The following is a 20,568-nucleotide window of genomic DNA, read 5'->3' on the forward strand; positions in this document are numbered from 1 at the left end:
AGGGGCACGTCCGGCGCTCCCCCGCCCGCGCATCCCCAGGTGCCGGCGCCCCGCCGGAAATTCCGGGCGCCCGCGACGCCTCGCGCAGTACCGTCCGGCCATGGACGACGGAGCAGGTCATCCCGAAATCCCCGATGGCGACGGTCACTTCGGCGAGCCCGTGGCGGCGACGTACGACGAGACGTCGGCGGACATGTTCGAGCCGGGCGTGGTGGGTCCCACGGTCGATGTGCTGGCGGGCCTCGCCGGCGGCGGCCGGGCCCTTGAGCTGGGCATCGGCACGGGGCGGATCGCGCTGCCGCTGGCCGCCCGCGGGGTGCCGGTCCACGGCATCGACATGTCGCGGGCGATGGTCGCCCGGCTGCGCGCGAAGCCCGGTGGCGACGCGGTCGGCGTGACGATCGGCGACTTCGCGACCACGCGGGTGGGCGGGTCGTTCTCGGTCGCCTACCTGGTCTTCAACACCATCATGAACCTGACGACCCAGGCGGCCCAGGTGGCCTGCTTCCGCAACGCCGCGGCGCACCTCGCCCCCGGAGGATGCTTCGTCATCGAGGTCATGACCCCCGAACTGCGCAAGCTGCCGGCCGGGCAGAACGTCGTGCCCTGGCACACGAGCCCGACGCGGTGGGCGTTCGACTCCTACGACATCGCCACCCAGGCACTGCGGTCGCACTACGTCGAGGTCGGCGAGGGCCGCGCCTCCTACCGGTCGATCCCGTTCCGCTATGTGTGGCCGGCGGAGCTCGACCTGATGGCGCAGCTCGCCGGGCTGCGGCTGCGTGAGCGGTGGGACGGCTGGACGGGGGAACCGTTCACGAGCGAGAGCAGCCGGCACGTCTCGGTCTGGGAGCGGGCCAGTGGAGCGGCGTAGCGCGGCGCGGGCCGGCCGGGGGCACTCGTCCGGAGGGCCCAGGTCCTGTCGCACGACTGCCGGTGCGGGACCAGAATGGTCCGAGGGGTGCCGTCCGCCGGGGGCGAGCCCCGCGAAGGAAGGACCCGCCCATGCCCTCGGATGCCGGCCCCAGCCCGCTTCGGGTACTGGTCTTCGGCGGCGCGCTGCGGGCCGAGTCGGCCAACGCCCGCCTCGCCTCCCTCGTGGCCCGGCTGATCGCCGACGCCGGCGCCACCGTCGACCACGCCGCGATGCGCGACTTCGCCATGCCGATGTACGACGGCGACATGGAGGTCGCCGAAGGGCTGCCGCCGGGCGCCCTCGCGCTGCGCGACCGGCTGGAGCGGTGCGATGCCTTCGTCATCTCCTCCCCCGAGTACAACGGCTCCGTACCGGGGGTGCTGAAGAACGCGATCGACTGGGTCTCGCGCGTCCGGCCGCAGCCGTTCAAGACCAAGCACGCGATGCTGGTCTCCGCCTCGCCGTCGCTGGTCGGCGGCAATCGGGGGCTGTGGGCGCTGCGGGTTCCGCTGGAGCACCTCGGCACCCGCGTCTATCCGGACATGTTCAGCCTCGCCAACTGCTACTCGGCCTTCGCCGAGGACGGCACGCTCATCGACTCCGGGTTGCGGGAGCGGCTGGCCGAAACCGTGGCCGGATTCCTCAGTCTCGTGGAAGCCGATGTGCGCTACGTCTGCCTGGAACGCCGCTGGTACGAGTTCCTGGGCGACCGCACCGAGGCGGCCATCACCCAGCGATCCGAGGAATAGGCCCGCGGGCAACGGTGTTTCGGGGTATGTTCTCCTTGGCGTCGCGGCGATGAGCTGAGCTGAACGCGAGCGCGACGCCCCGGCCGGCGGCATCCGAACCGCCCGGCCCCCGCATTCCGGCGAAGCCCACACCGTGCGACCTGCGTACCCACGCGCGCTCCGCCTGTACTCCCGAAGCCCAACGGCCCGATGCCGTTGGGCTTTCGCATGCCCACAACCGATTCACCGGCCCCAGGAGGACCGCACCGTGGAACCGACCGCGCGGACCACACAGCACCCGCAGAACGCCCCCGGCACCGTCGACGCAGCAGAATTCCCCCGGCAGTTCGCCCGCACCCGCCGCTTCTCCCTGGGTGTGCCCCGGCAGTTCGGCGTCTCTCCGGACGGCCGGCGGGTGCTCTTCGTCCGTACGGGGTCGGGCATCGATCCCGTAGGACGGCTGTGGCAGTACGAGGACGGCGCGGAGCGGCTGCTGGCCGATCCGGCGGTCCTGGTGGGCACCGGTGCCGAGGACGTGCCCGAGGACGAGCGGCTGCGGCGGGAGCGGGCCCGCGACCGCACCGCCGGCGTGGTGGGGTACGCGGCGGATGACGCCACGCGCGTTGTCGCGTTCGCGCTGTCCGGCGCGCTGTGGGCAGTGCGTACGGAGGGCGGCGCACCGTTTCCGGTGCCGGCGGCCGGGCCCGTGGTCGACCCGCGCCCGTCTCCGGACGGCCGGTTGATCGCGTATGTGAGCAACCGGTCCGTACACGTCGTGGGACTGGACGGCGACGACCGGCAGTTGGCGCGGGCGGAGGGGCCGGAGGTCTCCTACGGGCTCGCCGAGTACGTCGCCGCCGAGTCGATGGGCCGGACGCGCGGCTACTGGTGGGCACCGGACAGCCGCCGCCTTCTTGTGGCCAGGGTGGACACCTCGCCCGTGGAACGGCGTTACCTCACCGATCCGGCCGACCCGGCGCGGCCCCCGCAGGTGATCCGCTATCCGTCGGCGGGCACCGCCAACGCGGAGGTCACCCTGCATCTGCTCTCCGTGGACGGCGAGCGCACCGAGGTGACCTGGGACCGCGTGGCCTACGAATACCTCGTCGATGCCCGGTGGGACGCGCACGGCCCGCTGATCGCCGTACAGAGCCGTGACCAGCGCGTGCTGCGGACGCTCGCGGTCGATCCGGCGACCGGTGGCACCGAGGTGCTGCACGAGCAGACCGATCCCGCCTGGGTGGAGATCGTGCCCGGCACCCCGGCCCGTACCTCCTCCGGCGCCCTGGTGCTCCCTGAGGACGACGGCGAGACCCGCCATCTGACCGTCGGCGGCCGGCGGGTCACACCCGCCGGGCTGCAACTGCGCGAGGTCCTCGGCATCGAGGGGGAGAGCGTGCTGTTCACCGCGAGTGAGGCCCCCGAGGAGACCCATGTGTGGCGCCATGAGCCCGGCACCGGCAACCGTCGACTGAGCCGCGGACCGGGCCGCTACACGGGTGCGGGGCGCGGCGGGACGGCCGTGGTGGCGGGGCTGACACCGCGTGGCAGCGAGGTCGGCGTCATACGGGAGGGGGAACTGGAGCCCGCCTCCTACGAGGGCATCGCCTCGCTCGCCGAGGAGCCGGTGGTCTCCCCCCGTCCCGTCCATCTCCCCCTCGGGGAGCGCGCGTTGCGTGCGGCCCTCTACCTTCCGTCGTGGCACGAGGAGGGCAGTGGGCGGCTGCCGGTACTGCTCGACCCGTACGGCGGCCCCGCGATGCAGCTCGCCGTACAGGCACGGGGGTGGTTCACCTGTGTTTCCCAGTGGTTCGCCGAGCAGGGCTTCGCGGTCCTGGTGGTCGACGGGCGCGGTACGCCGGGGCGCGGGCCGGCCTGGGAGAAGGCCGTGCACGGCGACCAGTTGTGGCCCGCCCTGGAGGACCAGGTGGCGGCATTGCAGGCCGCCGGGGCGCGCTTCCCCGATCTGGATCTGGAGCGGGTGGCGATCCGCGGCTGGTCGTTCGGCGGCTTCCTCGCGGCGGCGGCCGTACTGCACCGCCCCGACGTCTTCCACGCGGCGGTCGCCGGCGCCCCGCCCACCGACCAGCGGATGTACGACACCCACTGGAAGGAGCGGTTCCTGGGGCACCCCGACACGCACCCGGAGAACTACGCGCGCTCCTCTCTGGCCGGCCACGGCCATCTGCTGAGCCGCCCGCTGCTGCTCATCCACGGCCTCGCGGACGACAACGTGGCCGCCGCGCACACCCTGCGCTTCTCGGCCGAACTGCTCGCGGCGGGCAGGCCGCACACCGTACTGCCACTGCCCGGCGCCACCCATCTGCCGGCCGACGACGCGGTCACCGAGAACCTGCTCCACATACAGCGGGACTTCCTCAAGGACGCCCTGCGGGCCCGGGAGAAGGAGATCGGGAAGCGGTCCATCGGGGAGTGAGGAGGGCGGCGCCCCCGGCACGCGGCACGGTAGGCCGTGCGTCCTGAGGGGCGCCGCGGTCCTCCGGGGTCAGCGGGCGCGGCGCGGTCGCTTCCAGCAGCTGCGCACCTCGTCGGTCGTGGTGACGGTGGCCACCAGGGCGAGGGTGTTGCGGACCATCGCGGGGGTGTACTCGGCGGGCACCCCCGCAATGGCGTCCGCGGGCACCACCGCCACATAGCCGAGGTTGACCGCGTCGAACACCGCATTGGGGATCGCCACATTCGCCGAGACCCCGGTCACGACGAGCGTGCGGCACCCGAAGTTGCGCAGCAGCGCGTCGACTTCGGTGCCGGCGACCGGTGAGAGCCCGTGCAGTCTGCGCACCACCAGGTCGTTCTCCGACACCGGTATCGGGTCGGCGATCCGTACGGCCGTGGACCCGCTGATCTGCTGCACGGGCAGCCGCTCGGCCGCCGTGAAGAGCCGGGCGTTGCGGCTGGCCCCGCGGCCGTCGGGTCGCCGTTCGGCGACCGCGTGCAGTACCTGGACACCGGCGTCGTGCGCCGCCGCCACGAGGCGTGCGATATTCGCCAACGCTCCTGATGTGCGGGCCGCTTCGGCCAGTTCGGGCAGCGCGCTGTCCGTACCGACCACGCCGCGCTGGCACTCGACGGTGAGCAGCACAGTGGAGGCCGGGTCCAGCTGCTCGATGAGCCGGGCGTCCGAAGGCATTGCCAGTCCCCTCTGCGGACGCGCGCACCGGCGTCCGCGTATGCGTTGAGGTCCGCGCCCACGGCGCAGGCGCCCCCGTCCCCGCCCACGGCCGTATCCGCGGCTGCGGCGGGTGGGGTGAAGACGCGCGAGAGTATCCACCATTGCGCCCGTCCGGAAGAGCCCCCATGATTTCTGACACTCTTTCAGATTCGCGGAGGGCAGTGGGGATGACCGACACACAGCGGCACGGACGCCGGATCATGATGACCCCGTCCGAACTGGAGGCGTTCCTGGCGGCGCAGCGGACCTGCCGGGTGGCGACGGTCGGCGGGGACGGATCGCCACATCTAGGGGCGCTGTGGTTCGTCTGGGACGGAACCGCGCTGTGGCTGTATTCGATCACCCGCAGCAAGCGGCGGGCGCAGCTCCGCAAGGATCCGCGGGCCTCGGTGCTCGTCGACGACGGACACGAGTACGGAGAGCTGCGCGGCGCCGAGCTGACGGGCCGCGCGGAGTTCGTCGGCGAGTCCCCGCGCCGCGGCGACCCGTGTCCGGAACTGGCCGCTCCGGAGCGGCTGTTCGCCGAGAAGTACTTCGGCATCGAGGAGATGCCGCACGACGGGCGGCACGCCTGGCTGCGCCTGGCACCGGAGTCCGTGGTGTCCTGGGACTTCCGCAAGATCCCGGGGTGAGGGCGCGCGGGGCACCGCGCACCGGTCCTCTCGTCGGCCGTGCGGCGATCACATTGTCAGTGGTCTCTGCGAGAGTGGGGTAGGTCAGCCCGCTCCGCTCGGCGGCGCCTGCGGGGCGGGGCAGCTCCGGCCGCGACGGCCGGGCGCCGACGAGGACGAAGGAGATCCGGTGAACGTGCTCTTCCCCGCGCTGCGCGACGGCTCACCCGCCCCCGCGCTGCGCTTCGGCGACCGTGCGCTGAGCCATCGCCAACTGGCCGCGGTGGCGGGCCGGCTCGCCGACCGGATCGTCGACCGGAGCCCGGCGGGCGGCGCGGCCCGGATCGCGGTCTGGGCGACGCCGACGCTGGAGACCGCCGTCGGCGTGGTGGCCGCGCTGCTCGCCGGAGTGGCCGCGGTGCCGGTGAATCCGAAGATCGGCGAGAGCGAGCTGGCGCACATCGTGGCGGACAGCACGCCGTCGCTCGTGCTGGCCGAGCCGGGGGCCGACCTGCCGGGCCCGCTCGCCGGGCTGCCCCGCGTCGACATCGAGGTCGCCGCACCCGCCGAGGAGGCCGCGCCGGGTCCGCTCCCGCTGGAGCCCGGCGACGAGACGCCGGCGCTGATCGTCTACACCTCAGGTACGACCGGGCCGCCCAAGGGCGTCGTCCTCCCGCGGCGCGCCATCGCGCACACCCTCGACGCCCTGGAGGACGCCTGGCAGTGGACGGCCGGCGACGTGCTGGTGCACGCCCTGCCGCTGTTCCACGTCCACGGCCTGATCCTGGGCGTCCTCGGTCCGCTGCGGCGCGGCGGCAGCGTCCACCACCTGGGGCGCTTCAGCACCGCAGCAGTCGCCCGGGAGCTCTCCGCGGACGGCACGATGCTCTTCGGCGTACCGACGATGTACCACCGCCTGGCGCTCGACGCCGGCCGGGACCCGGTTCTCGCCAAGGCACTGAGCCGGGCCCGGCTGCTGGTCTCCGGCTCCGCCGCACTGCCGCTCACCGACCACGAGCGGATCACGGCCGCCACCGGCCGGCGGGTGATCGAGCGCTACGGCATGACGGAGACGCTGATGAACACCAGCGTCCGGGCTGACGGCCCGGACGCCACGGGCACGGTCGGGGTGCCGCTCCCGGGGGTGTATGTCCGGCTCGTCGACGACGCGGGCCAGGCCATCGAGGCGAACGACGGCGAGACCGTCGGCGAAATCCAGGTCCGCGGCCCGAACCTCTTCGCCGAGTACCTGAACCGCCCCGACGCCACCGACGCCGCCTTCGACGGCGGCTGGTTCCGTACGGGCGACATGGCCGTCCGCGACGCCGCCGGGAACTACCGCATCGTCGGCCGCAAGGCCACCGACCTGATCAAGAGCGGCGGCTACAAGATCGGCGCGGGCGAGATCGAGAACGCCCTCCTGGCACACCCGGGGGTCGCCGAGGCCGCCGTCACCGGTGCCCCGGACGAGGACCTCGGCGAACGGATCGTCGCCTGGGTCGTCACCGAGACCGGCCCCGACGCCGGCCCCGCGCCCACCGCCGACGAGCTCGCCGACCACGTCGCCCGCCAGCTGGCACCCCACAAGCGACCACGCACCGTCCACTTCGTGGCGGCACTGCCCCGCAATGACATGGGCAAGGTGCTGAAGCGAGAGCTCCATGCATGAGCATGCGCCGGCGCCCCTGCCGAGCCAGCGGCTGACGGCCCGTCAAGCCCTGGCGGCCGTAACGGATGCGTATGTGGAGCTGACCGAGGGCGGCGGCGAGGGCTCCCGGGGGCCGGGAACGCCCGAAGCAGCCCACCCTTCCGCGGCAGCACCCCTGCCCGGCGCTCCGGGGCCCGGCACACCGGAGCACGGCCCGCAGGACGACGGCCCGCTCGGCTGGCGCGGCTACGGCGCCTCGCGGGAGCGCGCCCGAGCCCGGACCGGCGAGGACGAGTCGGTGATCACCGCGCGCGGGACGATAGGCGGCGCCGAAGCCATCGTGCTCTCCTTCGAGTTCGGCTTCCTGGGCGGCTCACTCGGCGAACGCACCGGCGACCGGCTGGAAGCCGCATACACCGAGGCGCGTGAGCGGAGGCTGCCACTCGTCTCGCTGATCGCCACGGGCGGCAGCCGGATGCAGGAAGGCATGCGCGCCCTGACACAACTCCAGCGCGTCGCCCGGCAGTCGGCGCTGAACCGCGCCGCGGGGCTCCCGCAGATCGCCGTACTGCGCGATCCGACCACCGGCGGCGGCTGGGCGACGCTCGGCGCCGGAGCCGATGTGATCCTGGCGCTGCCCAAGGCCCAGGTCGGCTTCGCGGGCTCACGGGTACGCCCCCCGGACGCCGACCCCGCCGCGTACTCCGCCGAGGGGCAGTTCGCCGCCGGCCAGGTCGACGCCGTCGTCCCGGCCGACCGGCTCCGTGCCACCCTCCAGCGCTGGCTCCGACTCCTCGGCGGTGCAAGAGGGTTGCCCCACGATCCCGCCGAACCGGCCACCGCACCGGATGCCCTCGGCGCGGCCGACCTCCCGGAAACCGGCTGGGACGCGGTGGGCCGGGCCCGCGATGCCCGCCGGCCGCGCGCCGAGTCGTATCTGCGCGCGTACTTCGACGACCGGGAGGAGATCAGCGGCGACCGGTGCGGCGGACGCGACCCCGGCATACGGTGCGGATTCGGCCACCGCGACGGCCGGACCATCGCCTTCGCGGCCCAGTGCGGCACGGCCACCCGCCCGGCGGGCTTCCGTACCGCGACCCGCCTGGTCCGGCTCGCGGACCGGCTCGGCATCCCGGTCCTCACCCTGGTGGACACCCCGGGCGCCGCCAACGACGCGGACGCGGAGCGCGCGGGCGCCGGCGCGGCCATCGCCGACACCTTTGCCGCGCTGGCCTCCGCCCGAGTGCCGGTCACCTCGCTCCTCATCGGCGAGGGTGGATCGGGCGGCGCGCTGGCCCTCGCCGCACCGGACCGGCTCTGGGCCACCCCGGACAGCTACTTCTCGGTGATCGCCCCGGAACTGGCCGCCGCCATCCTCAAACGCGACACACACCAGGTCCAGGAGACCGCCGACCAACTCCGCATCCGCCCACAGGACTTGCTGGAACTGGGCGTCATCCGCGAGATCGTCGGCAGGAGGTGAGCGACCGGGGCCGGCGGGGAGAGCGGTGGAAGGGTGGGCACGCCCGGCGCGAGGATGGGTGAGCGCACCCGTCGCGGGGGAGGGTGGGCACACCCGGCACGAGAGAGGCCGCAATCACGGGACTGCGAGACCAGCAGAAGAGGGGATCAGCGGACGGAGGACCAGCGGATAGAGGTGCAATGGATAGAGGATCAGCGGGACAGCGCGACAGCCGCTCCGCACCCCGTTCTCCCCTCCCTTCCTCCCCCCCTCTCTCTTCCTCCCCCTCCCTTTGTGCCGCGTTCCGCCGCGGACTCCGCTTCTCAGGAGCCTCCGGCTCCCACCTCCGCGCCGACGCTCTCCCCTGCCGTCCGCAGCGCTCGCACGGCGGCACGGATCGAGGGACGACGGTCGGCGTCCGCGCGCCAGATGGCGTAAACGTGGCGGCGCATCGTGTGCCGTACCGGCACCACGCTCACCCCCGCCGGCACCGGCCCACGCCCCAGCCGCGGGGCCACCGCGACGCCCAACCCGGCCGCAATCAGGGAGAGTTGAGTGTGATGCTCCTCGGCCATATGCGCGATCCGCGGTTCAACTCCCCTGCTGCGCAGGGTGAACATCAGCCAGTCGTGGCAGAACTCCCCCTGCGGCCAGGAGATCCACTCATCGTCCGCGAAGTCCTCCAGCTCCACCGACCGCCGTCCGGCCAGCGGATGGTCCGACGGCATCGCCACATCCGCCGGATCGTCGAGCAGCGGAGCCTTGGCCAACCCGTCGGGCAGTGACAACGGCCGGTTGTACCAGTCCAGTACGACCGCCAGATCGAGGTCGCCGCGGACCACGCCACGCACCGACTCGTCCGGCTCCAGCTCCGTCAGCCGGGGACGCAACTGCGGGTGTTCGGCGCGGAGCGAGACGAGCGCGAACGGAAAGAGGCCGCGCGCCGCGGTGGGGAACGCGCCCAGTCGCAGCTCACCCACCGCCTGGCCGCGATGCGCTTCCAGATCGGCCTGCGCCAGCTCGACCTGGGAGAGGATGCGCCCGGCATGATCGGCGAGCAGCCGTCCGGCGTCGGTGAGCCGCACCCCGCGCCCGTTCTTGGCCAGCAGTTGCTGCCCGGTCTCGCGTTCCAGCTTGGCGATCTGCTGCGAGACCGCCGAGGTCGTCACATGCAAACCGTCGGCCGCCGCACTCACCGAACCGTGCCGGGCGATCGCAGACAACGTCCGGAGGCGATCAAGATTCAACATGTAAGCAATGCTAAGCGATACCTGCCACGAATTCTCACTTGTGCTACGTATTTGCAGACCGCATCGTAGACGCCATGAGCACCGCCGCGGGCACACCCACCGCCTCCAGCAACACCCCAGCCCCTCCCGCCACGACCACCGCGATCACCGCGACGCCGGGGATGCCCGCGACGTCAGGAACGCCCAGGACGACCGCACTGTCCGCGACACCCGCGGCACCCGCGACGCCTGACACGACCGCATCACCTGCGATAGCCGCTACGGGCGCGACGACCTCAAGGGCGGCGACCGGCCCCGCCCGAGCCACCGCCGCCGACACCACCGCCCCCGGCGGTGGGCGCACCCGCCGGCGCGCCTTCGGCTGGCGGATCCGCTTCGCCTTCCTCTGCCTGGTCTGGGGCTTCAGCTTCCTCTTCATCAAGGTGGGCACCGAGGGCTTCGCGCCGCTCCAGGTCACGCTGGGCCGCGTGGCGTTCGGCGCGCTGGTACTGCTGGCGATCCTCGTGATCAAGCGCGAACGGCTTCCGCGGTCGGCACGGACCTGGGGTCACCTCGCGGTCGCCGCGTTCCTCCTCAACGCGCTGCCGTTCTCCCTCTTCGCCTACTCCGAGCTGACGATCCCCTCCACCCTGGCCAGCATCTGCAACGCCACCTCACCGCTGTGGGGCATGGCACTCTCGGTCGTCGCGCTCTCGGAGGACCGCCCCACGCGCCGCCGGGTCGCCGGGCTGGGCATCGGCTTCCTGGGCGTGCTCACCGTCCTCGGCGCCTGGCAGGGCTTCGCCGGCACGGACCTGACGGGCACCGCGATGGCGCTCGGCGCCTCCCTCAGCTACCCCATCGGCTGGATCTACGTCCGCCGCACCCTGGGCGGTACCCAGCACTCGCACCTCGCCATGTCCAGCACCCAGCTCCTGCTCGCCACCCTCCAACTCGCCGTGGTCACCCTCCTGTTCAGCCCTCCGCCGACGGCGTACCCGATCATCCCGCTGCTCGCCGTCTTCGCCCTCGGCGCCCTGGGCACCGGCGTCGCGTTCCTCCTCCAGTACGGCCTGGTCGCCGAGATCGGGCCCACCACAGCCCAGATGGTCACCTACTTCATCCCCGTCATCGCCACCGCCTCAGGCGTGGCCCTGCTCAACGAGCACCTGGCGTGGAACACCCCCGTAGGCGCCCTCATCGTCCTGGCCGGCGCCGCCCTCACCCAGAGCAAGCCGCGCAGCACATAGACACCAGCCCCCACCCCACCGCACCCCGCCAACCTCCACCACCAGGAGCAGGAGCAGGAGCAGGAGTCAGGTGTCGGGCGTCAGATGTCATGTGCAAGCCGCCCGCCTCACTCGTACCGCCGCGCCTCCCCGACCCCCGTGGCTGCGGCGACCGCGTCGGCGAGCGGGACGATGTCGTCGGCGGTGAGCCCGGAGACGGTGATCCGTATGCCGGGGGGCGAATGCAGACGGAAGCGCGCGCCCGGTGCGACCGCCCAGCCGGAGTGCAGGAGCCGGGCCACCGCACCCGTCTCGTCCGGGACCGGTACCCAGACGTTCATGCCGCTGCGCCCGCGCGCCCGCACTCCTCGCTCCTCCAGAGCCCGTACCAGCGCGTCCCGTCGCTCGCCGTACGCGCCGGCCACCGTTGGGGGGTCGAGCGCGGACGTCCGCCAGAGATGCGCCACCACGTCCTGGAGGAGGTGGCTGACCCAGCCGGGACCGAGGCGCTGCCGTCCGCGCACCCGGTCGATGGTCACGGCATCGCCCGTGAACACCGCCAGCCGCAGGTCGGGACCGTACGCCTTGGCCGTCGAACGCACCAGAACCCAGTGGTCGGTGGTCCCGGAGAGCGAGTGGAGCGGGAGGTCGACTATGCCGTGACCGTGGTCGTCCTCTATGAGGAGCACATCGGGGTGTCCGGACAGGAGGGTGCGGAGTTCGGCGGCGCGGGGTCGGCTGATGGCGGCACCCGTGGGGTTCTGCGCCCGGTCGGTGACGACGACCGCGCGGACACCTTCCGCGAGCGCCGGCGCCAGCCGTTCGGGGAGCGGCCCTTCGTCGTCCACGCCGACCGGTACGGGGCGGAGCCCCAGAGCCGGGATCAGGTCCAGCAGGCTGCCCCACCCCGGGTCTTCGACGGCCACCGCGTCGCCGGGCCGAAGGTGCGCGGCGAGCACGCGCTCGATGGCGTCGAGCGAGCCACTGGCGACGGCCACCGGCCCCTCGGCCACCCCGTCGTCGTCGAAGGCCGAGCGGGCCAGGGCCGCCAAGTCCTCGTCGACGGCGGGCATGCCGTAGAGCACGGGGCGCCGGGCGTTGCGCGCCGCGGCCTCCGCCAGTGCCTGTTCCAGCGAGGGGAACAGGGCCGGGTCGGGATTGCCGTCGGAGGCGTCCCGGACGCCCGGTGGCACCTGCACCCGCAGCGCCTCGCGTGAGGTGCTGGCGGGCCTCGGGCGCACCCGGCTGCCGCGCCGGCCCGCGGTTTCGATCACTCCACGATCGCGGAGCGTGCGATATGCGGCGGCGACCGTATTGGGATTGACCTCCAGATAGACCGCCAACTCCCTTAGCGGCGGCAGCACTTCGCCTGGTTGGAGCTCTCCCGCACCGACAGCTCGCTCGACACTGGCGGCGATGTCCGATGCGCGCCGCCCTTCGATCCGATACTCTCCTAGCACAAACTTGATTATGCACTAGTGCAATGGAGACCGCAATGACGCAGGCGAAGTCTTTTGCCCCGACCGAGCGCACCACGCCCACCCGCTCCCGCGAGCGCGCGTCGTACGACGAGGCGACGGTGCACGCGATCCTCGACGAGGGGTACGTCTGCCACCTGGGCTTTGTGCGCGACGGCGCCCCGGTCGTCCTTCCCACGCTCTACGGCCGTGTCGGGGACCGTCTCTACCTGCACGGTTCGACCGGCTCGCGCCCGCTGCGGATGGCCGGAGGGACGGCGGAGACGGACCCCGGCCTCGCGGTGTGCGTCACCGTCACGCACGTCGACGGCCTGGTCCTGGCCAAGTCCGCGTTCCACCACTCCATCAACTACCGCAGCGTCGTGGTGCACGGCATCGCCCACCAGGTCATCGACGAGGACGAGAAGACCGCTGCCCTCGACGCCCTGGTCGAACACGTCGTGCCCGGCCGCACCGCGGACTCCCGGCCGGCCAACGCCAAGGAACTGGCCGCCACGGCCGTGATCCGCCTCGATCTCCGTGAGGTCTCCGCCAAGATCCGCACCGGCGGCCCCAACGAGGAGCCCGAGGACCTCGCGCTCCCCTACTGGACCGGTGTACTGCCCGTATCTCCCGTGTACGGCGCCCCCATACCGGCCGACGACCTGGCCCCCGGCACCCCCGAGCCGGCCTACCTCTCCGCCCGCTGAGGAGCCCCCATGCTGATCCACCCCTGGGACGCCCCGACCGACGACGGCGAGTGGCAGGACTGGCTCGCCGCCCATGACTTCGGCCAGCTCGCCGCCAACGGGCTCCCCGGCGAACCCCCGCTGCTGCAACCCCTGCACTTCGCCTACGACCCCGCCCGCCGCGAAGTCGTCACCCACCTCGCCCGTCCCAACCCCATCTGGGCCGCGTTGCAGGACCGTCCGACGGTCCTGCTGAGCGTGGTCGACGACTACACCTTCATCCCGGGCCCCTGGCAGGCGAACGAGGACCAGCCGCCCGAGCACGGCGTCCCCACCAGCTTCTACGCCGCGGTCCAGCTCACCTGTACCGCCCATGTCGTGGACGCCCCGGACGCCAAGGCCGAGCTGCTGCAACGCCAGATGACGCACTTCCAGCCGGAGGGCGGTTCGGCCCCGGTCGCCGCGGGCGAGGCACCGTACGGGCGCCTGCTGTCCGGCATCCGGGGCCTGCGCCTCGAAGTGCACGACGTCCGCGCCAAGTTCAAGTACGGCGGCAAGCGGACCGAGGCGGTCCAGCACCGCATATCCGAGCGCCTCGCCGAGCGCAACGGCCCGGGTGACGCACCGGCGCGCTGCCATCAGCAGCGCCGGCTGGCGGCCTCCCTCGGGGACGCACCTCCCGAAGCGGGCACGCCGGCGAACTCGCCGTGGTGAGGCGCTGATCCACCGGGGAGGAGGGCCCGCATGCCACCCTTGCCACGGCCGGCCGGCAGGAGCCCGACTCCGTCAACTGCGGGCACCCGCGCCGGAGCCGGAGTCGTGATCCGCGCCGGAGCCGGGGCCCGTATCGGCGGAAGTGGCCGAGGTGACCATGGCAGCGGCATCAGCCCAACCCGGCGCGCCCACCGCGCTCCCCACCGCCTCCGGGCCCCCCTCCCGGCCCACCACCGAGTCCGCCACGGAGTCCGCCGACTGTCCCGCCCGATGGGCGGCCACGGCCCGCTCGATCTCCTCCTCCACCAGGTCGTGGTTCATGGCGAACGCAGCCGCCGCTCCCATCCCGGCCGCCGTCACCACCTGCGCCCTCGGGTCGGCCACGTTCCCCGCGGCCCACACCCCGCGTACACCGGTCCGGCCGGCAGCATCGGTGATCACCCAGCCGCCCTCGTCCCGCTCACAGCCCAGCTCCGTCAGCAAGGCGTCCCGCGGCAGCATCCGCGGGAAGACGAACACCGCGCCGCGCGGGACCACGTGGCCGTCGGCGAGTTCGACTCCGCGCAGCCGGTCGTCCGCCACCACCAGGCGCCCGACCACGCCGGTCACGATCCGCACACCGCGGGCCGCCAGCCGCTCCCGCTCCTCGCCGGTCAGCTCCAAGGTGTGCGGAAAGAGCACGACATCGTCCGACCACTGGCGCAGCAGCAGCGCATGGGCCACCGCGCCCGGGTGGGTGCCCAGCACCCCGAGCGGCTGGTCGCGTACCTCGTAGCCGTGGCAATACGGGCAGTGCAACAGGTCCCGGCCCCACCGCTCCCGTACACCGGGGATCTCGGGCAGTTCATCGCGCAGGCCGGTCGCCACCAGCACCCTGCGGGCCCGCAGGGCCGGGCCACCGGCCAGATGCACGGCGAAGCCGGGGACGAAGCCCCCCGACCGGTCGCCCATGGCCTGCCCCGCCACGCCCTGGCCGGTGCCCCGGCCGTGGTCCTCGATGTGGTCCACCTGCCCGTCGATCAACTCCACGCCGTACCAGGCCAGTTCCGCCCGCCCCACCTCCAGCAGGGCCGCCGGCGGCATCCCGTCGCGGGACAGATACCCGTGCATATGGGCGGCCGGCGCGTTCCGCGGCGACCCGCCGTCCACCACCGCCACCGACCTACGGGCCCGAGCCAGCACCAGCGCCGCATTCAGCCCGGCCGCCCCCGCCCCGACCACCACCACGTCCTTGATCCCGTGGACACCGTGGACACCGCTGGCACGGTGGGCCTGGTGGACGCCGTCGGCGTCCTCCGGAGTCTGCGCGCCCTGTACTTCCCGCATGTCGTTCCCGCCCTTGGCGTCGCCCCTCGCGCCCGCGTCGCCCATCCCGTTCCTGTCGCCCATCGCGATCACCTCCACCCGCAGGCTGCGCCACCCGCCGTGCGGTAGCAATCTTTGTTGCCATTTCCGGGAATCCCGGGGTGCAATGGGCCTGTGGAACACTCGCCCGCCATCACCCAGGCCCTCGCCGAGGTCGGCCCCCGCCTCAAGCGGCTGCGTACCGAGCGCGGAGTGACCCTGTCCGCGCTCGCCGAGGCCACCGGCGTCTCCAAGAGCACCCTGTCCCGCCTGGAGTCCGGCCAGCGGCGCCCCAGCCTGGAGCTGCTGCTGCCCATCGCCCAGGCTCATCAGGTGCCGCTGGACGAGCTGGTCGGCGCCCCCGAGGTCGGTGACCCGCGCGTCCGCCTCAAGCCGCAGCACGTGCATGGGAGCACCGTGCTGCCCCTGACCCGCCAGCCCGGCCCGTTGCAGGCGTTCAAAATGGTCATTCCGGTCTCCCGCAGCACCCCGGACCCCTGCACCCACGAGGGCTACGAGTGGCTGTACGTCCTCGCCGGGCGGCTGCGCCTGGTCCTGGCCGATCACGATCTGGTGCTGGGAGCGGGCGAGGCAGCCGAGTTCGACACCCGGCTGCCCCACTGGTTCGGCAGCACCGGCGACGGGCCGGTCGAGGTCCTCAGCCTCTTCGGCCGCCAGGGCGAGCGCATGCACGTACGCGCCAAGCCGCGGTCCCGGTCGGCGAGTTCGCCCGACCACTGACCGCGCCGCGGCTCCCGTCCCGGCCCGCCCCCGGATACCGACCGAAGCGGCGGCCCCCGCCGCCGCTCGCGTCCGGACGGCGCTGGGTGCGGCTCACGCCCGCCGCACCCCCGCCACGGCCCCCCGCGCCTCCGTGACCGCCAGCGCCGCAACGGCCGTCAGCAGCACGGCCGTTCCGGCGGTCGTGGCCGTCGTGAGCCGCTCTCCGAGGAAGAGCACGGCGATGGCCGCCGCCGACACCGGCTCGATGAGGGAGATCACGGAGGCGGTCGCGGCCCGTACGGCGGCCAGTCCGGCGAAGTAGAGGCCGTAGGCCAGGGCGGTGGGTACGGCGGCGATGTAGGCGATCAGGACGAGGCTGCGGCCCAGGTCATGGGCGTGCGGCCACAGTCCCTCGACCGCCGCGAGGGGCAGCAGGCACACCGCACCGACGGCGAACGCGCTGACCGTGGAGGCGTACGGATCGCCGTCGCCGCCCTGCTTGCCCAGGCGGCGGGTGGCGAGGGTCATCGCGGCGCAGCCGGCGGCGGACAACAGGGCGTAACCGACGCCGGCCGGCCGGACGGTGGCGGAGCCGCTGTCGCCCAGGACGAGGATCAGCAGGCCGGCGAGTGCCCCCGTGACGGCCAGCACGCCGCCGGCGCCGAGCCGTTCGCCCATGAGGAGGCGTGCCCCGATGGCGATGAGGACGGGTCCGGCCCCCATGGTGACGACGGTGCCGACGGCGAGTCCGGTGGCTTCGACGGCCTCGAAGTAGGCGGCCTGGAAGACGGCGAGGGCGACGCCGGTCACCAGGGTGCGGGTGACTGCGGTGCGCGTCACGGCGGTGCGCAGGTCCGCGATCCGTGTGCGGCGGCGGTACGTCTGCTGAGGGCGTGAAGAGGTGGCGGTGCGGCGCCGCTGCACCGCCCGTACGGCGAGCAGGATCAGCAGGCCGCCGAAGGTGCGCCAGAAGGTGAGGGAGATCGGGCCGAGTCCGCTGCCCCGGTAGAGGAGGGCGGCGGCTGCGCCGGCGGTGCCCCAGGCGGTCGCGGCGAGGGTGACGTAGGCGAGTCCCCGGCCCACGGGCAGGGCGGAGGAAGGGGTGGCGTGCATGGGAGAGGTGCTCCGGGAAATCCAGGACGGCGCGGTGCGCCGCGGAATGGTCGCGTGGTCCCGTGTGCAGGCAGCGACGATCGGCTCGGGAACCTTCCCGAGCCGGGGTTTCCTCGGAGGCCGCCGCCCGCCTTACGCGGCGGGAGGGGGCAGCACAGTCGAATGCATGATCGTGAGCTTACGTCGCGCGCGAACCGGCCGACAAGTCGTCCCCCGAGGGCGCCGCCGCACCATTCTGCGTGGCCCCGGCCGGGTCGGCTTCCGTCGCCGCCGCGGGCGCTCCGCCGGCCGCCACCGTGACCGTCTCGCCGGGCTTCGCCGCCGGCTTGGCCGACTGCGCGATGAACGCGCCCACCAGGACCACGACTCCGCCCGCGATCTGCGGTGCGGAGAGGTGTTCGCCGAGCAGCACCCAGGCGAGCACGGTCGCGATCACCGCCTCCAGGCAGGCGACCACACCGGCCACCTGCGGGGAGAGCCGCCGGATCGACACGACTCCGGTGAGATACGCGGCCACCGTCGCGACCAGCACGATCCAGGCGAGGAGCAGAACGGCCGGGACGTGGATGCCGTTCATGTCGGCGCTGCCGCGGAGCACCGACCAGTGCATGTCCCACGGGCGGGCGATGGCGGTGAGGAGGACCGCGCCGGTCAGCAGCCCGTAGGCGATCACGCCGAGCGGGTCGGCGGCGTCGTCGCCCTCGCCGTCGCTGCCGTGGTCGGAGAGAACGAAGTAGCCGACCTGGCAGCAGGCCGCGCCGAGCGCGAGGGCCAGGCCGATGGGGTCGAGGCTCAGCCCGGACCAGACTTCGACGACGCAGGCCAGCCCGCCGACGGCCAGTACGACGCCGACGGCGGCGCCTCGGGTGACCGGTCGTTTCTGGACGAGGCGCACCCAGCCCAGCACGAGGGCGGGGGCGAGGTATTCGATGAGCAGCGCGACGCCGACGGGGATGCGGGAGAGCGCGGCGAAGTAGCACGCCTGGACGCCGGCGACGGCCAGCAGGCCGAAGCCCAGGAGCAGGGCGGGCCGGCGTCGGGGCAGGTCGCGGTGGCGCCAGGCGACGGGCAGCATCACCAGCGCGGCGCCGGCCACCCGCAGCCAGGTGACGTGCAGCGGTTCGAGTCCGGCGGCGATCAGGGGTTTGGCGGCGACACCCGAGCCGCCGAACGCGAGGGCGGAGAGCAGCGCGATGCCGAGACCGGTGCCGCGCCCCTTGGCTGCGCCACCGCGCTCCGGGCCGAGGGCCGTTGGCGGCTGCTGGGTCGCCCAGGACCCGGGAGTTCCCTGGCCCGTGCCGGTCGTGTGACCTGCCGGGCTCCCCGAAGACGCGTGCATCGGGCCATCATGGCAGCCGGGGTCAGGGGCGTCACTCCTTCTTGCCCCTGTCTCACCTGGCGATACGGCCGGGCGCTTCCGGCAGGCCGGTCAGTCGCGTACGGGGTGCTGGTCCCCGTCCAGGCGGGCGGCGAGCCGGGCGGTGTCGACGGAGGCGCGGCGCAGCACTTCGACCGCGCGGGATTCCGGGTCGTCGACCAGGGCGGCGAGGAGGTCGAGGCAGCCGGCGCGGGTGGCGTAGCGGGCGTGCGCGCGGTCCAGGGCGCCGTCCATCGCGGCGGCTGCGGCCGGTGACCATCCGGGGACGCCGCCCTCGGCGACGGCGGGGACGGAGCCGGAGTCTTCGACGGTGCCGTGCCACCGGAGGCCGTAACCGATGCTGCGCTGGACGAGGTAGCCGAGCAGCCGGGCGACCTGCGGGCCGCCGTCGAAGGCTTCGCGTACCGCGGGGTCCCACTCCAGGAGGCCGTGCAGCAGATGGGCGGTGTCGACCTGCCGGTCGCCGTCCCGGGTGGCCCGCCTGCGAGCGGCGGAAACCACCGACGCCAGCTCCACGGTGAGCTGGGCGTCGAGGTCGTCCTGGGCGGATCCTTCGCCGCCGCTGTACGCAGTACGGTTTTGCACAGTTCCCACCCCACCAGTCCCCGAGAGCCGGAGCATCCCCGGCGGGAAGCATTTGCGCATCCCACCCTGGTTGGGGACGCCCGCGCGGGATCTCATCCTTGCGGAGGATATGCGAAGGGATCATGGAGGCCGGGCATCCCTGCGGAAACAAGAGACACCCGCACGGCTCCGCCGGTATCGCCCTGCCCCGGTCACCGCACGCGCGTCACAGGGCAGAGGGCAGAGGGCGGGGACCGGTGCCCCGTCCCGACCGCCCCGCCCCGCCCCGGTGCTGCGGTAACGCCGCTCCCGTATCGCATCCCGTACGGAAACCGGCGGCACCCCGCCGGACGTCCTCACCGGCAAGCGCGATCCGATGCCCCCGCGCTACTCCGGCTCCACCCCTCTCACCCGCCCCACCGACTCCCCCGCTCCTCCGTGGCGAAGGATTCCGATGGCCACCCGTCCGCTGCTCTTCCTCGACGTCGACGGCGTACTGAACCCGGTACTGCCGTCGCCGGGCTTCACGGCGCACGATCTGCTCGACCACACCGTGCTGCTCTCCGTCGACCACGCCGACTGGCTGCGCGAACTGTCCGCCGCCTACGAGCTCGTCTGGGCCACGACGTGGGAGCACCACGCCAACACCCATATCGCTCCGCTGCTGGAGCTGCCCGCACTCCCCGTCGTGGAGTTCAGCGGCTATCGCAGCCGGCCCGGCGATCCGCGGTTCGTGGGGCCGGAGAGCCTGCTGGCGCGGAAGTGGGCGCCGCTGCTGCGGTACGCCGGCGGGCGGCCGTTCGCCTGGGTCGACGACGTCATGCCGGACAGCCTGGTGCGGCGCAGCCGTTGGCGGGCGGACCGGCTGCTGGTGCCGGTCGATCCGGCGTGCGGACTGCGCCGGCATCACGTGGACCGGCTGCTGACCGGTCCGCCGCGGCGGCGCCTCTGCGGAAACCTGACGGGACATCGGCGATGACTGCGCCGCGTATTGAACCTTCGCCTCCGTACGGCTACCTTCCGCGGCACCGGCCGGCGCCCCGCCGCGAACAGCGGCGGTCGCCGCACCGCGACCGCCACCGGCCGGGGACCGCCACGGCCGGCGAGGGAACGTCACCGAAGGGGTGATCGCATGGCCGAAGTCACCGTCCGGGCCCGTATCGAGGCACCGGCCGAGAAGGTCTGGGACCGGCTCACCGACTTCGACTCCTACGGGCAGTGGAACGCCACCCATACCGACTTCCCCAAGGGCGGCCCGCACCCGCTGGAAGTGGGTGCGGCCTACGAGGAGAACATGAAGCTGATGGGCTTCCCGGCGGAGGTGACCTGGACCGTACGGGAACTGGCGCCGGGCCGGCTGCTCGACGTCAAGGGCAAGGGCCCGATGGGCGTCAGCCTGGGGATGCGCTACGAGCTCACCCCCGACGGCGAGGCGACCGCGGTCCGGATCGACGGGACGTTCACCGGCGCCGCGGTCTCCCTGATGGCGGCCAAGCTGAAGGACTCGGCGAGCGCCGCGCTGAACGAGTCCCTGCGCAAGCTCGCCGGGCTGATGGCCTGAGGCGGCGGG

The 20,568-nt window shown here is 73.3% G+C and carries 19 protein-coding genes; 12 read left to right on the plus strand and 7 right to left on the minus strand.

The annotated features are described in order from the left end of the window. Positions 1-100: 100 nt before the first annotated feature. The 3 genes from IEZ17_RS14195 (at position 101) to IEZ17_RS14205 (ending at position 4,081) form a co-directional block, all read left to right on the plus strand. Positions 101-874: a class I SAM-dependent DNA methyltransferase gene (locus IEZ17_RS14195; protein WP_229852254.1), complete on the plus strand. Its 774-nt coding sequence runs from the start codon at positions 101-103 to the stop codon at positions 872-874. 131 nt (positions 875-1,005) lie between these two features. Then, positions 1,006-1,665: an NADPH-dependent FMN reductase gene (locus IEZ17_RS14200; RefSeq protein ID WP_189299987.1), complete on the plus strand. Its 660-nt coding sequence runs from the start codon at positions 1,006-1,008 to the stop codon at positions 1,663-1,665. A 247-nt stretch (positions 1,666-1,912) separates the two neighbouring features. After that, the gene (locus tag IEZ17_RS14205; RefSeq protein WP_189299989.1) at positions 1,913-4,081 is read left to right on the plus strand and encodes a S9 family peptidase; all 2,169 of its coding nucleotides are present in this window, start codon (positions 1,913-1,915) and stop codon (positions 4,079-4,081) included. Positions 4,082-4,150: 69 nt separating this feature from the next. On the opposite strand, the gene IEZ17_RS14210 is transcribed toward IEZ17_RS14205, so the two are convergent. After that, positions 4,151-4,795, minus strand: coding sequence for a cysteine hydrolase family protein (locus IEZ17_RS14210; protein ID WP_189299991.1), 645 nt, complete (start codon positions 4,793-4,795; stop codon positions 4,151-4,153). 209 nt (positions 4,796-5,004) lie between these two features. Between IEZ17_RS14210 and IEZ17_RS14215 the strand changes: the two genes are divergently transcribed. From IEZ17_RS14215 to IEZ17_RS14225, 3 genes are all read left to right on the plus strand, one after another. Continuing rightward, entirely contained in the window at positions 5,005-5,469 is a 465-nt protein-coding gene (locus tag IEZ17_RS14215) for a pyridoxamine 5'-phosphate oxidase family protein (protein ID WP_189299993.1), read from the plus strand. A 169-nt stretch (positions 5,470-5,638) separates the two neighbouring features. Further along, positions 5,639-7,117, plus strand: a complete 1,479-nt coding sequence (locus IEZ17_RS14220) for an acyl-CoA synthetase (protein WP_189299995.1) — start codon at positions 5,639-5,641, stop codon at positions 7,115-7,117. Beyond that, complete coding sequence (locus IEZ17_RS14225; protein WP_229852255.1) at positions 7,110-8,579, plus strand: carboxyl transferase domain-containing protein; 1,470 nt, start codon at positions 7,110-7,112, stop codon at positions 8,577-8,579. Before IEZ17_RS14220 ends, IEZ17_RS14225 begins: the two co-directional genes overlap by 8 nt. 302 nt (positions 8,580-8,881) lie before the next feature. Here IEZ17_RS14225 and IEZ17_RS14230 read toward each other — a convergent pair whose 3' ends face one another. Next, the gene (locus IEZ17_RS14230) at positions 8,882-9,808 is read right to left on the minus strand and encodes a LysR family transcriptional regulator (protein ID WP_189299997.1); all 927 of its coding nucleotides are present in this window, start codon (positions 9,806-9,808) and stop codon (positions 8,882-8,884) included. Positions 9,809-9,882: 74 nt separating this feature from the next. On the opposite strand from IEZ17_RS14230, the gene IEZ17_RS14235 reads away from it, so the two are divergent. Then, on the plus strand, positions 9,883-11,037 hold the full coding sequence (locus tag IEZ17_RS14235; protein ID WP_373299813.1) for a DMT family transporter: 1,155 nt from the start codon (positions 9,883-9,885) through the stop codon (positions 11,035-11,037). A gap of 107 nt (positions 11,038-11,144) precedes the next feature. Here IEZ17_RS14235 and IEZ17_RS14240 read toward each other — a convergent pair whose 3' ends face one another. After that, positions 11,145-12,476, minus strand: coding sequence for an aminotransferase class I/II-fold pyridoxal phosphate-dependent enzyme (locus IEZ17_RS14240; RefSeq protein WP_189299999.1), 1,332 nt, complete (start codon positions 12,474-12,476; stop codon positions 11,145-11,147). Between the two features lie 35 nt (positions 12,477-12,511). On the opposite strand from IEZ17_RS14240, the gene IEZ17_RS14245 reads away from it, so the two are divergent. Both IEZ17_RS14245 and IEZ17_RS14250 read left to right on the plus strand, forming a co-directional pair. Further along, positions 12,512-13,183: a pyridoxamine 5'-phosphate oxidase family protein gene (locus IEZ17_RS14245; RefSeq protein WP_189300001.1), complete on the plus strand. Its 672-nt coding sequence runs from the start codon at positions 12,512-12,514 to the stop codon at positions 13,181-13,183. Positions 13,184-13,192: 9 nt separating this feature from the next. After that, positions 13,193-13,876 carry an FMN-binding negative transcriptional regulator gene (locus IEZ17_RS14250; protein ID WP_189300003.1) on the plus strand — a complete coding sequence of 228 codons (684 nt, stop codon included), beginning with the start codon at positions 13,193-13,195 and terminating at the stop codon, positions 13,874-13,876. Positions 13,877-13,948: 72 nt separating this feature from the next. Here IEZ17_RS14250 and IEZ17_RS14255 read toward each other — a convergent pair whose 3' ends face one another. Next, positions 13,949-15,265 (minus strand): NAD(P)/FAD-dependent oxidoreductase, encoded by a 1,317-nt coding sequence (locus tag IEZ17_RS14255; protein ID WP_229852256.1) that lies wholly within the window; start codon positions 15,263-15,265, stop codon positions 13,949-13,951. 90 nt (positions 15,266-15,355) lie between these two features. Here IEZ17_RS14255 and IEZ17_RS14260 point away from each other — a divergent pair, with 90 nt between their 5' ends. Continuing rightward, the gene (locus IEZ17_RS14260) at positions 15,356-15,961 is read left to right on the plus strand and encodes a helix-turn-helix domain-containing protein (protein WP_189300005.1); all 606 of its coding nucleotides are present in this window, start codon (positions 15,356-15,358) and stop codon (positions 15,959-15,961) included. Positions 15,962-16,054: 93 nt separating this feature from the next. On the opposite strand, the gene IEZ17_RS14265 is transcribed toward IEZ17_RS14260, so the two are convergent. The 3 genes from IEZ17_RS14265 to IEZ17_RS14275 all read right to left on the minus strand — a co-directional run bounded on the left by IEZ17_RS14265 (position 16,055) and on the right by IEZ17_RS14275 (position 19,019). Further along, a complete protein-coding gene (locus IEZ17_RS14265; RefSeq protein WP_189300007.1) occupies positions 16,055-17,056 on the minus strand; it encodes a DMT family transporter in 1,002 nt (333 codons plus the stop codon). 178 nt (positions 17,057-17,234) lie between these two features. Beyond that, the gene (locus IEZ17_RS14270; RefSeq protein ID WP_189300009.1) at positions 17,235-18,395 is read right to left on the minus strand and encodes an EamA family transporter; all 1,161 of its coding nucleotides are present in this window, start codon (positions 18,393-18,395) and stop codon (positions 17,235-17,237) included. Positions 18,396-18,485: 90 nt separating this feature from the next. Further along, entirely contained in the window at positions 18,486-19,019 is a 534-nt protein-coding gene (locus IEZ17_RS14275) for a Clp protease N-terminal domain-containing protein (protein WP_189300010.1), read from the minus strand. A 433-nt stretch (positions 19,020-19,452) separates the two neighbouring features. Here IEZ17_RS14275 and IEZ17_RS14280 point away from each other — a divergent pair, with 433 nt between their 5' ends. Next, positions 19,453-19,977, plus strand: a complete 525-nt coding sequence (locus IEZ17_RS14280) for an HAD domain-containing protein (protein WP_189300012.1) — start codon at positions 19,453-19,455, stop codon at positions 19,975-19,977. Positions 19,978-20,130: 153 nt separating this feature from the next. Further along, complete coding sequence (locus IEZ17_RS14285; RefSeq protein WP_189300014.1) at positions 20,131-20,559, plus strand: type II toxin-antitoxin system Rv0910 family toxin; 429 nt, start codon at positions 20,131-20,133, stop codon at positions 20,557-20,559. Positions 20,560-20,568: the final 9 nt, after the last annotated feature.

The organism is Streptomyces albospinus (genome assembly GCF_014648695.1).
Lineage (GTDB): Bacteria > Actinomycetota > Actinomycetes > Streptomycetales > Streptomycetaceae > Streptomyces > Streptomyces albospinus.

Coding starts and splice junctions, on each gene's coding strand:
- IEZ17_RS14195 (WP_229852254.1), top strand. CDS start 101: ATGGACGACGGAGCAGGTCATCCCGAAATCCCCGATGGCGACGGTCAC.
- IEZ17_RS14200 (WP_189299987.1), top strand. CDS start 1,006: ATGCCCTCGGATGCCGGCCCCAGCCCGCTTCGGGTACTGGTCTTCGGC.
- IEZ17_RS14210 (WP_189299991.1), bottom strand. CDS start 4,795: ATGCCTTCGGACGCCCGGCTCATCGAGCAGCTGGACCCGGCCTCCACT.
- IEZ17_RS14215 (WP_189299993.1), top strand. CDS start 5,005: ATGACCGACACACAGCGGCACGGACGCCGGATCATGATGACCCCGTCC.
- IEZ17_RS14225 (WP_229852255.1), top strand. CDS start 7,110: ATGCATGAGCATGCGCCGGCGCCCCTGCCGAGCCAGCGGCTGACGGCC.
- IEZ17_RS14230 (WP_189299997.1), bottom strand. CDS start 9,808: ATGTTGAATCTTGATCGCCTCCGGACGTTGTCTGCGATCGCCCGGCAC.
- IEZ17_RS14235 (WP_373299813.1), top strand. CDS start 9,883: ATGAGCACCGCCGCGGGCACACCCACCGCCTCCAGCAACACCCCAGCC.
- IEZ17_RS14245 (WP_189300001.1), top strand. CDS start 12,512: ATGACGCAGGCGAAGTCTTTTGCCCCGACCGAGCGCACCACGCCCACC.
- IEZ17_RS14250 (WP_189300003.1), top strand. CDS start 13,193: ATGCTGATCCACCCCTGGGACGCCCCGACCGACGACGGCGAGTGGCAG.
- IEZ17_RS14255 (WP_229852256.1), bottom strand. CDS start 15,265: ATGGGCGACAGGAACGGGATGGGCGACGCGGGCGCGAGGGGCGACGCC.
- IEZ17_RS14265 (WP_189300007.1), bottom strand. CDS start 17,056: ATGCACGCCACCCCTTCCTCCGCCCTGCCCGTGGGCCGGGGACTCGCC.
- IEZ17_RS14270 (WP_189300009.1), bottom strand. CDS start 18,395: ATGCACGCGTCTTCGGGGAGCCCGGCAGGTCACACGACCGGCACGGGC.
- IEZ17_RS14280 (WP_189300012.1), top strand. CDS start 19,453: ATGGCCACCCGTCCGCTGCTCTTCCTCGACGTCGACGGCGTACTGAAC.
- IEZ17_RS14285 (WP_189300014.1), top strand. CDS start 20,131: ATGGCCGAAGTCACCGTCCGGGCCCGTATCGAGGCACCGGCCGAGAAG.